The organism is Faecalibacterium sp. Marseille-Q4896 (assembly GCF_017377615.1).
Taxonomy (GTDB): domain Bacteria; phylum Bacillota; class Clostridia; order Oscillospirales; family Ruminococcaceae; genus Faecalibacterium; species Faecalibacterium taiwanense.
Genome location: NZ_JAFREG010000005.1, coordinates 116,108 through 130,589 on the forward strand (window position 1 = coordinate 116,108; position 14,482 = coordinate 130,589).

Sequence of the window (14,482 nt, forward strand, 5' to 3'; positions counted from 1 at the left end):
AATAGAGCAAGGAGAGTCAATCATGCTTGATATCAAATTTGTCCGTGAAAACCCGGACGCTGTCAAGGAAAACATCAAGAAGAAGTTCCAGGACGCAAAGCTGCCGCTGGTGGATGAGGTCATCGAGAAGGATGCCAAGTACCGCGCATGCCTGAAGGAAGTGGAAGCCCTCAAGGCTGCCCGCAACAAGCTGAGCAAGGCCAACGGTCCCCTGTTCGGCCAGCTGAAGAAGTGCACCGATGAGGCACAGAAGGCTGAGCTGCAGGCTCAGATCGATGCCAACAATGCCGCCGTCAAGGCCGACGCCGACAAGATGGCTGAGCTGGAAAAGGAAGAAGAGACCCTGTCCGCACGCATTCAGGAGATCATGTACACCATCCCGCAGATGATCGATCCCAGCGTGCCCATCGGCCCGGATGATACCTATAACGTGGAAGCACAGCGCTTTGGTGAGCCTGTGGTGCCCGATTTCCCCATTCCGTACCACACCGAGATCATGGAGAGCTTCGACGGCATCGATATGGACGCTGCAGGCCGCGTGGCCGGCAACGGTTTCTACTATCTGCTGGGCAACATCGCCCGCCTGCACGAGGCTGTGCTGGCCTATGCCCGCGACTTTATGATCAACAAGGGCTTCACCTATGTGATCCCTCCCTTCATGATGCACGGCAACGTGGTGCAGGGTGTCATGTCCTTCCCGGAAATGGATGCCATGATGTATAAGATCGAGGGTGAGGACCTGTACCTGATCGGTACCAGCGAGCACACCATGATCGGCCGCTTCATCGACCAGACTCTGGACGAGGCCACTCTGCCCCTGACCCTGACCTCCTACAGCCCCTGCTTCCGCAAGGAAAAGGGCGCTCACGGCATCGAGGAGCGCGGCATTTACCGCATCCATCAGTTCGAGAAGCAGGAAATGATCGTGGTCTGCCGCCCCGACGAGAGCGCTGACTGGTACGAGAAGCTGTGGAAGAACTCTGTGGAGCTGTTCCGCAGCATGGAGATCCCGGTGCGTCAGCTGAACTGCTGCTCCGGCGACCTGGCCGACCTGAAGGTGAAGAGCTGCGATATCGAAGCATGGAGCCCCCGCCAGCAGAAGTACTTCGAGGTCTGCTCCTGCTCCAATCTGGGCGATGCACAGGCACGCCGCCTGCACATCCGCGTGAAGGGCAAGGACGGCAAGACCTATCTGGCCCACACCCTGAACAACACCTGCGTGGCACCTCCGCGTATGCTGATCGCCTTCCTGGAGAACCATCTGCAGGCCGACGGCACCGTGACCATCCCCGAAGTGCTGCAGCCGTATATGGGCGGCCTGAAGGTTATGGTTCCCACCCACAAGAAGGGCTGAAGAATTGACCGGCTTTTCCACAAGGCTCGGATAAATGGTTGAAAAATCCCGCTTTCTATTCAATGGAAAGCGGGATTTTTGCGTATCTTCGTTTGTATTTTGGACGACACGAAAAAATATGATTTTTTTAAAAATATGTGTTGACAAAAGGGGTATCTGTGGGTATAATAATAGAGCACTGTTCAAGTGCACAAACAATATGTGGCGGTATAGCTCAGTTGGCTAGAGCATTCGGTTCATACCCGAAGTGTCACCGGTTCAAATCCAGTTACCGCTACCACTTTTACAGAGTTTCGCTAAGGTTAGGGGGACGGTCGTCTGCAGTAGTGGACGATGGAAGTCGGAGGTTTTAGCGAAGCTCTGTATTTCTAAGGCCCGTTGGTCAAGCGGTTAAGACACGGCCCTTTCACGGCTGTAACATGGGTTCGATTCCCGTACGGGTCATAAAAACGCCTTTGCGCATTGCGCAAGGGCGTTTTTAATTTGACCCGTACGGGAATCGAACAGCACGGCCCTGCGCAGCAGGGTAAGCAATCAGCCCAGTGGGCTGTTGCTTAGTGCGCGGGTCCCAACGACTAGGAACGTCTAATGTGGTAGCTGTTTCATGCAACCCGTACGAGGAATCGAAGGAACACGGCCGCCCGCAGGCGGCAAAAAAGAGCCCAGTGGGCTCTTTTTTAATGCTTCGGGTTGCGGCTCCCAGCATCCGCGCGTGCCTTGGGCGGCACGTGCGTCTTGCTGGCCGCTGCCCCAACAACTCCTCCCTGCATCGGCCACTGGCCGCGGTCGTCGTTGTTGCAAGTCCCATCCTGTAGGAATGTCTAATGTGGTTGCTGCCGCTGCATTCGCTCGGGGGATTTTTAATTTGACCCGTACGGGAATTGCAGCTGAGCTGACCGCCGCCAGCGAGCAAAGACTTCCCCCGGTCGGGGGAAGATGTCGCATAGCGACAAAAAGGGGAGTACAGGGAAGCAAAGCTGGGGCCGTGGTCAGCGGGATGCGAACGCCGTTCCAAGGCGTGAAGCATACGCTGGGAACCACAACCCGGGACAGGGCGGCGGTGCGCCTTCATCTTGAATACCACATGCCATTTTATGGATAAAAAGCCCGGCAGAGGAACACGTTCAGGTGTTCTTCTGCCGGGTTTTTCTGCATTTTCCGTAAATTTCCGGCCTGAAATAGTAACAAAATTATGTCAATAAGACATCAATCCTCCATTTTTAACTGCGAAAATTGACTTGCATACCAAAAAATCCGGGATATTCTGGCACTTTCCATATAAATTTATGACAAAGTTTGGTAGAAATAATATCTTGTATACAGGCTGCACTTACGTTACAATACAGATGATATACCAATTGTACGAGCAGAAGGGAGGAAATGGAGTCCACAAGGGCAATTTTCAATCACGAGTACAGGCCGGTGGCGGATGCAGCGTGCAGTTTTTGCATCATCTGTTCCCATCGCCTGATGCTTAGAACGGGAGGATGTCAATGGAAGTCTTTTTGCAAGCACTGGTAAACGGGATCCTGCTGGGCGGTTTCTACTCCCTGATGGGTATGGGCCAGAACATCATTTTCGGTGTTATGAACATCGTCAACTTCTGCCACGGCGAAATGTTGATGGTGGGCATGTACATCACCTATGTTCTGTATACCTACTTTGGGGTGGACCCCTATGTAGCCCTTCCCATCGTTGCAGTGCTCATGTTCGGTCTGGGTGCGCTGATCCAGTCCACTCTGATCACCCCTTCGCTCAAGACCAAGAGCTTTACGAACCTGCTGTTCCTCACCGTCGGTCTGGGCCTGCTGCTCACCAACGGCGCTCTGGTCATCTTTGGTTCCACCTATTATAAGATCATTACCCCTTATTCGCAGACCTACATCCCGCTTGGCCCGGTCACCATTGCGCTGCCGCGTCTGGTCAGCTTCCTGATCCTGATCGTGGTCGCCATTGCACTGTTTGCCTTCCTCAAGTATTCCACCACCGGCAAGCAGATCCGCGCCGTATCCCAGAACCCCATTGGTGCTGAGGTCGTGGGCATCAACGTCAAGAAAATTTACATCCTGACCTATGGTCTGGGCGTTGCTCTGGCCGGTATCGCCGGCTCTCTGCTGACCCAGTTCTACACCATCTATCCCACCGCAGGCGCAAGCTTCGGCTTCCGCGCACTGATCGTCGTGGTCGTGGGCGGTCTGGGCTCCATCCCCGGCGCATTCTTCGCCGGTATTTTCCTGGGCCTGCTGGAGCAGATGAGTGCATTGTTCATCAGCCCGTCCTACAGTGATATGATCGTGTTCGTCACCTTCATCATCATTCTGGTCGTGCGTCAGGTCATGATTCTGAGGAGGCGATAAGATGGATACCAGAAAAGCAGTTAAAACCTATCACCGCAATCTGGCGATCGTTCTGGCTATCATCATCGCCATCTTCGCAGCGATCCCGCTGGTCGTGGATAAACCTTACATCATCAACATTTTCGTTCTCACCTTCTATATGTCCACCCTGTCCATGGCATGGAACATTCTGGGCGGCATCACCGGCCAGAACTCGCTGGGTCTGGCCGCTTACATGGGTCTGGGTGCCTATGTGTGCTGTCTGGTGGTCACAAAGACGGGCATGAACCCATGGGTGGCCGCTGTGCTGGATATGCTCGTTGTGGGCGTTGTGGCCGGTGTCATCTTCTTCCCCAGCCTGATCCTGCGCGGCCCCTACTTCACGCTGGTGTCCATCGCATTTGCCGAGTCCATCCGTCAGTTCATCATCAACTCGGAGTTCTTCGGCCGTGCATCCGGTGTGGGCCTGCCCTTCGGCAAGGACTCCTTTGCGCAGTTCCGCTTTACCAGCAAGGTGCCGTACTACTACATTGGCTTCGTCATGATGGTGGGCGTTTACCTCATCATGAAGAAGATCGGCCGCTCCAAGCTGGGCTTTGCGCTGCGCACCATCCGCGAGGATGAGGACGCAGCCGCCGCCATCGGCATCAACCCCACCAAGTACAAGGTCATTGCCGTTGTCATTTCGGCTATCATTGCCGGTCTGGTCGGCTTCTTCTACGTCAGCTACATCCGCTACATCGACCCCGATATTATGATCCAGTCCAAGTCCACTGAGATCGTGCTGCCGGCAGTCGTGGGCGGCGCTGCCTACATCGAAGGCCCGCTGATCGGCGGCCTCATCATGATCCCGCTGAGCGAACTGCTGCGTGCAAACTTTGCCGCCATCCTGCCCGGCATCAACATGCTGATGTATGCCATCGTGCTGATCGTGGTCATCCGCTTCCGTCCGTCCGGTATTCTGGGCTGGTACATGAACTCGAAGGTCAAGACCTTCATCGATGAAAAGATCCTCAAAAAGCCGTCTCTGGACGTGCTGGAAGAGTATGAGCTGATGGCAGACAAGGGAGGGAAGTAATCATGGCAGAAAAGCCTATTATTGAAGTCCAGGGCCTGACCAAGCGGTTCAAGGGTCTGACCGCCGTGCATGATGTTTCTTTCTCGGTGGAGAAAGGCTCCATCACCGGCATGATCGGCCCCAACGGTGCTGGTAAATCCACCACCTTCAACATGATCTGCGGCTACTACCCGCCCACCGAAGGCAAGATCTTCTACAATGGTGAGGACATCACCAACAAAAAGGCGTATGAGTACACCAACATGAAGATCGCCCGCACCTTCCAGATCATGAAGCCTCTGAAGAACCTGAGCGTTCTGGATAACGTCACCGCCGCCGCCTACTTCGGCCACGCCGGTGCAAAGAGCGAAAAAGAGGCCAAGGAGCGCGCCATGGAGGTGCTGCACTTCACCGGCCTGTACGAAAAGCGTCATGTGATCTCCAAGGACATGGGCACGCCGGACCAGAAGCGTCTGGAGATGGCCCGCGCTCTGGCCACCAAGCCCGAAGTGCTGTTTCTGGACGAGAACATGGCAGGCTTGAACCCGGCTGAGACCGAAGAGGCCATCCAGCTGATCCGCAAGATCAACGAGTCCGGTGTCACCATCCTGCTCATCGAGCACATCATGAAGGCGGTCGTGAGCCTGTGCGAGAAGGTCATCGTCCTTCACCACGGCGAAAAGATCGCTGAGGGCACGCCCGAGCAGGTCATGAACGATCCTTACGTCATGGAGGTGTACCTGGGCACCAAAAAGGAGGGCGCAAGTGCTTAAAGTTGAAGGTCTGAACGCCGGTTACGGCTCTGTGAACATCCTGTGGGACATCGGCTTTGAGGTGAAGGATGGCGAGATCGTTGCCATCCTTGGCTCCAACGGTGCCGGTAAGACCACCATGGTGCGCACCATCACAGGCATGGTCAAGGCCAGCTCCGGCAAGGTGGAGTTCAACGGGGAGGACCTCTCCGGCAAAAGCTCCCGCGTTATTCTGGACAGCGGCATCGTGCAGGTGCCGGAAGGCCGTCAGCTCTTTACCGAGATGACCGTGCTGGAAAATCTGGAACTGGGTGCATTCAATAAGGAGACCAAGGCACATTTTGCAGAAAATCTGGAAAAGTGCTATAACTGGTTCCCCAAACTGCGCGAGCGCGCAAAGCAGGCTGCCGGCACCCTGTCCGGCGGCGAGCAGCAGATGGTGGCCGTGGCCCGTGCGCTGATCGGTATGCCCAAGCTGCTGATCCTGGACGAGCCCAGTCTGGGCCTTGCCCCCAACATCGTGGACGACATTCTGGAAGTGGCCAAGACCATGGTGAAGAATGACGGCATCTCGGTGCTGCTGGTGGAGCAGGATATCACCAAAGCCCTTGCAGCGGCTGACCGCGGCTATGTTATTGAGAATGGCCGCGTGGCGCTGGAAGGCACCGCCGCCGAGCTTTCGGCAAACGAGCACGTCAAGAAGGCGTACCTCGGCATCTGATTTTGGAAACTGGATGTCCGGCGGGCACTACTTCACACGGTGCGGCGGGGCATCTCGGATTAACAAGCTGTTTTCACAAACAGAATTGGAGGACAATTATGAAAAAGATCTCTCGCAGAAGCTTCCTGAAGGCATCCGCTGTTCTGGGCAGCGCAGCTGCACTGACCGCCTGCGGCGGCTCTTCCGCTTCCACCAGCACTGCAGCATCTACCAGCACCGCAGCATCCGGCAGCACTGCAGCAGCCAGCGGTGATACCATCAAGATCGGCACCATCTACGCAATGTCCGGCGGCAACGCAGCCATCGGCGAGAACATCCTGCGCGGCATCGACTTCGCAGTGGATGAGATCAACAAGGCAGGCGGCGTGAACGGTCAGATGCTGGAAGTTGTCCGCGGTGATCACGCAGGCGACGCAGCCACCGGTAAGTCTGAGGCAGAGCGCCTGATCACTCAGGAAGGTGTCAACGTCATTATGGGCTGCCACATGTCCGTTGTTACCGAGGTCGTGGCTCAGGTCTGCCAGCAGTACGGCATTCCTATGATCACCGCTATCTCCACGCTGGACCGTCTGACCGACGAGGACCACAAGGACTACGATTACTTCTTCCGTCTGTGCCCGCTGAACTCTGTCTACGTGGAAGATATGCTGAAGTATCTGCAGGACTCCAAGGAGCAGACCGGCAACGAGATCAAGAAGGTCGCCATCTTCACCGATAAGGCTGCCATCGGTCAGGAGCTGATCCGCTGCGTCAACCTGTTCGCACCCGACTACGGTCTGGATGTTGTGGCCGAAGTGGACTACAGCTCCAACGCGACCGATCTGTCCTCTCAGGTGCTGGCTCTGAAGCAGGCTGATCCCGATGCCATCCTGTGCGACTCTTACATCGGCGACGCTACTCTGTTCGTCCAGACCCTGAAGGAGCAGAACTACAAGCCCAAGATGATCGTTGCCAAGGCAAACGGCTTCACCGATCCTTCCTTCATCCCGAACCTGGGCGCATCCGCAAACGGCGTGGCTTCTGTTGTCGAGTTCAACCCCGACCTGACCAACGGCGTGGAGATCAACGAGGACTTCAAGAAGGTCTACAACGTCAACATGAACGGTCACTCTGCTGAGTCCTACACCGTTGTGTGGCTGTTCAAGACCGCCATCGAGAAGGCTGGCTCCACCGACGGTGCCGCCGTCCGCGACGCTCTGGCAGAGCTGTCCATCGACGGTGCATTCGAGGGCGGCCGCAAGATCGTTCTGCCCTACTCCAAGATCGAGTTCGCTCCCGAGTACGAGATCGGCGGCGCAAAGCACTACCGTGACAACACCTACGCTTCTGTTGCTATCGCACAGGTGCAGGATCAGGAGTGGAAGACCGTCTGGCCCTTCGAGTTCGCTTCCTCCAAGATCCAGGAAGTCACTCTGGGCTGATAAAATTACCCCGAAGAACACAAAAGGCGAGCCGCCCATTGGGCGGCTCGCCTTTTTGCGTGTTGCTTCCCGTGCAGAGCGTATTCGAGTAGGGGATAGGCTGTGTGGCTTTTATGAAGTCGTTCTCCGCCGGGTATGTTCTCTTTTGCGTGCCAAAAGAGAACCAGAAAAGCACCCGCTACTTTCGAAGCGCGGGAGGCACGAATTAAGGGCTACTCGCCCTTAATAATCCCAAAGCAGTAGGCTCCACCCCAAAAAGTTGGAGATTCCCGCCTGTTCGGCGTGAAGATCTCTTAACCGCTTTTTGAGGTTCCGCCAATCAGAAGTCGCTGCGCGACGGCCGCAGGCCGACAGCAGCAGATGCCGCTTCCCGCCACGACCCTACCCCGTGAAAAAGCAGCTCAGAAAAATCCGCAGATTTTTCTGAGCTGCAAATAAAAATAAATTTTCCGCTAAACATGCCCAGAGTAAAACGGAGGGCATTCTAAATCGTCAACCCTTCTGGATATAGGTAAAAATATCCTCCGGCACCGCTGCCAGTGCATCCGCACCGGCAGCGGTCAGTTCTGCGCGGCCCCGGAAGCCCCACAGCGCGCCCATGGCGGGCAGTCCGGCATTGTGTCCGGTGAGGATGTCCACATCGCTGTCGCCCACAAAAAGGGTGGCAGAGCGGTCTGCACCGATCTCGTCCATCAGCGCATACAGCCCGGCGGGGTCCGGTTTGGTGGGCACGCCGGGCCTGCTGCCGCGCACAGCGTCAAAGCGGCCTGTGCCGAAATAGTGGGCGATGATCTTGCCGCAGAGCGGGTCGGCCTTGTTGGAGAACACTGCGCACTGAACACCCTGTGCCCGCAGCTCGTCCAGCAGCTCCGGGATGCCGGGATAGGGAGCCGTCTTGTCCTCCTTGTGGGCGTCGTACCGGGCAGTGAATTCAGCCAGTGTGGCCGCCAGCTGCTCCGGCGTGCGGGCATTTTCCGGCGAGAAGCGCTCCACCAGCTTCGGGATGCCGTTGCCCACCATGTGCTTGAACTGTTCCACCGTAAAGGTGGGCCAGCCATGCTGTGCACACACCCAGTTGCCTGCATCGGCAAGGTCGTCGATGGTGTTCAGAAGGGTGCCGTCCAGATCGAATAATACAGTTTTTATCACAGAAAAAGACTCCTTACAGTTTCAGAAAAGCAAAAAAGGCAGTTCGCTGCACTTTACGCTGCGCACCTTGCACTTCACCCCGCCCGGAAAGGTGAGGGTGAGATTGGTGCGCCCCACCGCCGCGGCCCATGGCGACTGCATGGCCGTCAGGGCCGGAACAGGGCAGAGCACGCAGATGTCGTGCAGATGGAAGCCGTGCTGCCAGCGCAGGGTCAGGCGGCCGTTTTGCAGCCAGATGCCCTCTTTGCGCCAGCCGTTGTACGCACCCACCAGCAGGGCCGCAAACACAGCGGCGACCACCAGCAGCGGCACCGTGAGGGCGGGCAGGGTGTAGCGGGATACCGCTGTCAGCAGCAGGCACAGCCCGCAGGGGATGCCGGCAGGCAGAAAAAACGCCGGGATGCTGCGGCCTGCGGTGTCCACCGGGGCTTTTGGCGGCAGGGCAAAGCCGGGCAGCAGCTCCTGTAGAAAAGGGCCGTCCTCTCGCCAGACCAGCAACGGGATCTCCGGCTGGCAGCTGCCTGCTGTAACGAACACCGGGCAGCAGCCCAGCGCCCATGTGGCAGGCGAGCAGCGCAGGTCCGCATAGCTCAGATGTTCCAGCGCAAGGCGCATCTCATACCGGCGCACAAAGCCGCCCCTGCTGCCAAGGTGACTCTCGGTGCGCCACACGGTGTAATGGGCCGCATGGGCCGCACTGCGCACAAGGCTTGCGCAGAACAGCACACCGCCCAGCACCAGCAGCCATGCTGTGCCCATGGGCAGCCAGCGCGCCGCCCACGCCGCAATGCGGTTCAGGTGGGCAAAGGCCGCCGTCTGGGCATCCGGCGCATAGGGCCTGCTCTGTTTGATGGCCAGCGCCAGCAAAGCAAGGGTGGAAAGGCCGTTGGCACCCAGCACCGCAAAGGCCAGCTTTTCGCCGCCGCGCGGGGTGTGGGCCACAGCATCCCGGCGCGGCATCATGCGGTCAGCTAAAAACTGCGCGTTCTGCGCGCTCAAAAGCAGGGTCAGGGTGCGCTTCTGCCCGGCAGGGTACAGCACCACCCGGCTGGCACCGGCCAGCCGGTAGAGCAGGGGCCGCTCGATGGTGAGCGCTGCCAGCTGGCTGGCTTTCAGGCAGCGGTCCAGCCGCACGCCCAGCCGCCAGCGCACCCGCAGGGTTCCCTGTGCATCCACCCGCCAGCGGCCTGCGTGCAGCACGGCGGCGCTCACAGCGGCAAGCACTGTCAGCAGCGCCGCGCCCTGCACCAGAGCCGTGCGCAGCGCCGCCCAGTTGCGGGCAAACAGCACCTGCAAAAGCGGCAGCAGGTAGAGCAGGATGGTCTTGCGCAGAAAATGCAGCACCGCAAACGGGTGGAAGCCGCGTTCGGTCATGGCATTTCCTCCATCAGCACAGCGGCAAGAGCCTGCGCCTGCAGGGCATCCACGCCCGGCAGGAACAGCTGTACGCCCGGGCCGTGCACCACCAGCACGCTGCACCCGGCCAGCCACAGAAGCGGCGTGCGCAGGGTCCACACGCCAGTCACGGCCCGGCGGGGAAGCTGCCGTGTGATGGGAACGGCGATACCGGCCCGCACGGCAGTGTTCCGGGCGGTGAGCACTGCGGTAAAGCTGCAGGCTCTTGCCCACGCGGCGAACACAAGGCACGCCCACAGGGCACAGAAAATACACCCGGCAAACAGGCTCTGCCAGAACACAAAAGGCGCGCAGAACACGCCGGGAACAGCGGCCCAGACGCACAGCACGGCCCGGCCCTTGGGCGGGATGATCAGCGCCGTGCGCAGCAGGTCACGTTCGGTCATTTGCCGGAAAGGCCCCAGGCATCCATCAGCAGGTGCAGGGTGTCATCCTGCGTCAGGCAGAGGATGCGGTCCCACGGCAGTAAGGTGGTGTTGCCGTGGGGGATGATGAACTCCGCATCGCGGGTGATGCACACCAGAATGACGTCGCCCGGCATGGGAATGTCCTTGACCGCCTGCCCTGCAAACTTGAAGTTCTCCGGCAGCAAAATTTCGTTCAGGCTGGCAGTGCCGCCGCCCAGCGAGAGCAGCTGGCGGATGGTATCCGTCTCGATCTCGCGCTCAAGAATGTGGCTCAGGTTGTCGGTGCCGCACACTACGGTGTCCACACCTAAGGTGTGCAGCAGCTCGCGATTCTTGGGGTTGGAGGCCCGGGCCACAGTGCGGTTCACGCCAAATTCCCGCTTTGCGATCTGGCAGGCAACAAGGTTGTTCTCGTCCGCACCGGTCACGGCCACAAAGGCATCGCAGCTGGCAACGTCGGCCGTGCGCATGGTGTCAAAGCTGATGGCATCGCCGCAGATCACCGGGATATCCAGCGAATCGGCCAGCGAACGGCACAGCATTTCCTGCGGTTCAATGATGGTCACTTTGTGGCGGTGGGCCAGCAGGCTCTGGGCCAGATACATACCAACCTTGCCGCCGCCTGCGATACAAACTTTCATATGCTTCCCTCACTTTTTACTTTGCCAGTGCGCGGAACACCGATTGCTCGGTGAGCACCGTGGGGCAGATGGTGTCGATCTCATAAGCCTTGTGGTACAGCACCTGCAGGTGCGGGTCGGATACGCGGCAGATCACCTTCTCACGGCGGAAGATGCTTTTTGCGATCTGTGCCGCCATCAGGTTTACCGAGTCGTCCTCGCTCACAGCGGCCACGGCATCGCAGCTGTCAATGCCGCCCTGCCGCAGGGTATCCGGGTCGGTGGGGTCGCCCACCAGAGCCGTGCCGCCAAAGCTGTAGTCGTCAAAGGCATCCAGACGCTTGAGCTGTTCGGGATCCTTTTCGATCAGCGAGATATCATGGCCGATGCGTTCCAGATCGCGGATGAGGGAAGCGCCCACCTGGTCGCAGCCGATCACCAGAATATTCATATGGATTCACCTCGTTGTAGAATGGTTCAACAAAAATACCAAGGGTGTTTAAACTCTGTTTTGATTTGCGGATAAAATAGAAGGAAAAGGGTCTTTGCATCAGTATAACACATTTCCCAGCGCAGTAACAGCCTGCAGGGCAAAAGTGGCGGCGGGCGTAAAAATTTTCGCATTCTGCGTGCGTGCAGAGACATAGTATGGTATACTGGAAGAAAATAAGCTGCTGTGCCTTTGTGCACAAGGAGGGGTACTTACGTTTTTTGAGATCATCAAAGCCATCCTGATGGGCATTGTGGAGGGCATTACCGAGTGGCTTCCCATTTCGTCCACCGGTCATATGATCCTGCTGGAACAGATCATCAAATTCAACGCAAGCGAAGAGTTCATGTCCATGTTCCGTGTGGTCATCCAGCTGGGTGCCATCATGGCCGTGGTGGTGCTGTTCTGGGGCAAGCTGTGGCCCTTTGGCATGAAGCAGGGCAGAGTCATTTCCAAGCCCAGCGTGTGGAACCTGTGGTTCAAGGTGGTAGCGGCTACGATCCCGGTGCTCATCATCAGCCCGCTGGACGACTGGATGGAAGCTCACTTCTACAATTACATCACGGTTGCCGCGATGCTCATTCTGTACGGCGCGCTGTTCTTTGTTGTGGAGAACCGCCGCGCCGCGCCGCACGTGAGCCGGCTGGAGCAGATCACCTACCGCGATGCCATCATCATTGGCCTGTGGCAGTGTCTGGCCATCATTCCGGGCACCTCCCGCTCCGGTGCCACCATTGTGGGCGGCCTGCTGCTGGGCCTGTCCCGCGCCTGTGTGGCAGAGTTCACCTTCTATCTGGCCATTCCGGTCATGGCGGGCGCATCCCTGCTCAAGGTGGTCAAGTTCGTTGTCGGCGGTTCTGTGATGACCGGCACCGAGGTGGCTGTGCTGGCAGTGGGCTGTGTGGTGGCCTTTGGCATGAGCCTTGCCGCCATCCGCTTCCTGATGGATTACGTCAAGCGCCACGATTTCAAGTTCTTTGGTGCCTACCGCATCGTGCTGGGCATCATCGTGCTGGCAGTGGCGGCTGCGACGGCAATCTTCTGATTTGGAATGCTTCCCGCACAGAGCGCATTCGTGTGGGGCGGGCTTCATGCCTTTTGCAAGATGCATCGCCGCCGGGGATGTTCTCTTTTGCGTGCCAAAAGAGAACCAGAAAAGCACCCGCTACTTTCGAGGCGCGGGAGGCACGAACTAGGGGCTGCTCGCCCCTAGTGACCCCAAAGCTGTTGGGCTCCATACAAAAAATCCAAGCCGCTCCGCTAAAGGATTTTTTGTGTTCCGCCGATTTTGAGTCGCTTGCGCGACGAGCCGTGCGGATAAGCTTGTGCATTTTCTGCTACGCGAACGCTTCCGCAGGGAGCCGGCGCTGCAAGATGCCGCTGCCCGCCACGATTCTTTCCCGTGAAAAAAGAAAGCCGGAAATCCGCAGATTTCCGGCTTTCTTTCGTTAGGAAATGATAGTTCCGCTAAATATGGCCAGAGCATCAGAGGAGGCCATTTTGATCGTGGGACGCAGAGGGCGCACCTGCCGACCTACGCCGCACTTTTTCTTTGCAAAAAGATGTGCTATACTACAAAATAAGAGAGTATGCGGCAGCGTGCCGCGCAAACAAAATGGAGGAAACTGCTATGGAAGCATCCAAGGTCTATTATACAGATTTCCGCTGTCCCGTGGGCACCAGCCTGCTGGACAAGCTGCGCCGCGTGTGTATTGCTGCCGGGATCAAGGATATTGATATGGATGGCAAATTCGTTGCCATCAAGATGCATTTCGGTGAGCTGGGCAATCTGGCATTCCTGCGCCCCAACTACGCCAAGGTGGTGGCCGATCTGTGCAAGGAGCAGGGCGGTCTGCCGTTTCTGACCGACTGCAACACCCTGTATCCGGGCAGCCGCAAGAACGCACTGGAGCACCTCACCTGCGCCCAGCTGAACGGTTTCTGGCCCATGACCACCGGCTGTCAGGTCATCATTGCGGACGGCCTGCGCGGCACCGATGAAGCAGAGGTGCCGGTGCCGAACGGCGAATACTGCAAGACGGCAAAGATCGGCCGCGCCATCATGGATGCAGATATCTTTATCAGCCTGACCCATTTCAAGGGCCACGAATCCACCGGCTTCGGCGGTACTCTCAAGAACATCGGCATGGGCTGCGGCTCCCGCGCGGGCAAGATGATACAGCACGCCGCCGGACATCCGGAGGTGCAGCAGAGCCTGTGCCGCGGCTGCCACCGCTGCGCCAAGGAGTGCGGCTCCGATGCCATTACCTACGATGCAAACAACAAGGCCGTCATTGACCAGACCAAGTGCAAGGGCTGCGGCCGCTGCATCGGTGCCTGCAACTTTGACGCTATCTATTCCCAGTGCGACAGCGCCAATGAGATGCTGGACCGCAAGATGGCCGAGTATGCGGCTGCCGTGTGCGCCGGCCGTCCCTGCTTCCATATTTCTCTGGTGCAGGACATCAGCCCCAACTGCGACTGCCACTGCGAGAACGATGCTCCCATCCTGCCGGATATCGGCATCTTTGCGTCCTTTGACCCGGTGGCGCTGGATCAGGCCTGCGCGGACGCCTGCCTGAATGCACAGCCGCTGCCGAACAGCCAGCTGGGCCAGAACCTTGCAAAGCCCGGCTGGAACTGCCACCACGACAACTTCAAGGATTCCAACCCCAATATCGAGTGGAAGGCCACGCTGGAGCAGGCCGAAAAGATCGGCATGGGCACCCGCCAGTATGTGCTGAAGAAGGTATAAAAAT

General features: G+C 58.0%; 13 protein-coding genes and 2 tRNA genes. 10 read left to right on the plus strand and 5 right to left on the minus strand.

All coding sequences use genetic code 11. The annotated features are described in order from the left end of the window. The first annotated feature begins 22 nt into the window (after positions 1-22). From serS to J3348_RS09945, 8 genes are all read left to right on the plus strand, one after another. Complete coding sequence (gene serS, locus J3348_RS09910; RefSeq protein WP_005937144.1) at positions 23-1,354, plus strand: serine--tRNA ligase; 1,332 nt, start codon at positions 23-25, stop codon at positions 1,352-1,354. A 203-nt stretch (positions 1,355-1,557) separates the two neighbouring features. Then, positions 1,558-1,634: transfer RNA gene (locus J3348_RS09915), tRNA-Met, on the plus strand. A 92-nt stretch (positions 1,635-1,726) separates the two neighbouring features. Continuing rightward, positions 1,727-1,798 (plus strand) — tRNA-Glu (locus J3348_RS09920). 1,049 nt (positions 1,799-2,847) lie between these two features. After that, positions 2,848-3,711, plus strand: coding sequence for a branched-chain amino acid ABC transporter permease (locus tag J3348_RS09925; RefSeq protein WP_005937151.1), 864 nt, complete (start codon positions 2,848-2,850; stop codon positions 3,709-3,711). A gap of 1 nt (position 3,712) precedes the next feature. Further along, a complete protein-coding gene (locus tag J3348_RS09930; protein ID WP_097774089.1) occupies positions 3,713-4,768 on the plus strand; it encodes a branched-chain amino acid ABC transporter permease in 1,056 nt (351 codons plus the stop codon). A 2-nt stretch (positions 4,769-4,770) separates the two neighbouring features. Next, the gene (locus J3348_RS09935; protein WP_005937157.1) at positions 4,771-5,520 is read left to right on the plus strand and encodes an ABC transporter ATP-binding protein; all 750 of its coding nucleotides are present in this window, start codon (positions 4,771-4,773) and stop codon (positions 5,518-5,520) included. Continuing rightward, complete coding sequence (locus J3348_RS09940) at positions 5,513-6,220, plus strand: ABC transporter ATP-binding protein (protein ID WP_005937160.1); 708 nt, start codon at positions 5,513-5,515, stop codon at positions 6,218-6,220. The genes J3348_RS09935 and J3348_RS09940 overlap by 8 nt, the downstream gene beginning before the upstream one ends. Positions 6,221-6,318: 98 nt before the next feature. Beyond that, positions 6,319-7,641, plus strand: coding sequence for an ABC transporter substrate-binding protein (locus J3348_RS09945; protein ID WP_097774088.1), 1,323 nt, complete (start codon positions 6,319-6,321; stop codon positions 7,639-7,641). 492 nt (positions 7,642-8,133) lie between these two features. Here the strand turns inward: J3348_RS09945 and J3348_RS09950 are convergent, their stop codons facing one another. From J3348_RS09950 to J3348_RS09970, 5 genes are read right to left on the minus strand one after another with little or no spacing between them, the layout of a single operon-like run. After that, positions 8,134-8,790, minus strand: a complete 657-nt coding sequence (locus tag J3348_RS09950) for an HAD family hydrolase (RefSeq protein ID WP_207698886.1) — start codon at positions 8,788-8,790, stop codon at positions 8,134-8,136. Between the two features lie 21 nt (positions 8,791-8,811). Then, the gene (locus J3348_RS09955; protein WP_207698887.1) at positions 8,812-10,164 is read right to left on the minus strand and encodes a PH domain-containing protein; all 1,353 of its coding nucleotides are present in this window, start codon (positions 10,162-10,164) and stop codon (positions 8,812-8,814) included. Then, entirely contained in the window at positions 10,161-10,592 is a 432-nt protein-coding gene (locus J3348_RS09960) for a hypothetical protein (RefSeq protein ID WP_120081272.1), read from the minus strand. Before J3348_RS09960 ends, J3348_RS09955 begins: the two co-directional genes overlap by 4 nt. Beyond that, entirely contained in the window at positions 10,589-11,254 is a 666-nt protein-coding gene (locus tag J3348_RS09965) for an NAD-binding protein (RefSeq protein ID WP_097774084.1), read from the minus strand. The genes J3348_RS09960 and J3348_RS09965 overlap by 4 nt, the downstream gene beginning before the upstream one ends. Positions 11,255-11,270: 16 nt before the next feature. After that, positions 11,271-11,684 (minus strand): TrkA family potassium uptake protein, encoded by a 414-nt coding sequence (locus J3348_RS09970; protein WP_005937093.1) that lies wholly within the window; start codon positions 11,682-11,684, stop codon positions 11,271-11,273. Positions 11,685-11,907: 223 nt separating this feature from the next. Between J3348_RS09970 and J3348_RS09975 the strand changes: the two genes are divergently transcribed. Together J3348_RS09975 and J3348_RS09980 are read left to right on the plus strand one after the other, a co-directional pair. After that, entirely contained in the window at positions 11,908-12,768 is an 861-nt protein-coding gene (locus J3348_RS09975; RefSeq protein WP_256372191.1) for an undecaprenyl-diphosphate phosphatase, read from the plus strand. 585 nt (positions 12,769-13,353) lie between these two features. Beyond that, positions 13,354-14,478, plus strand: a complete 1,125-nt coding sequence (locus J3348_RS09980; protein ID WP_120081270.1) for a DUF362 domain-containing protein — start codon at positions 13,354-13,356, stop codon at positions 14,476-14,478. Positions 14,479-14,482: the final 4 nt, after the last annotated feature.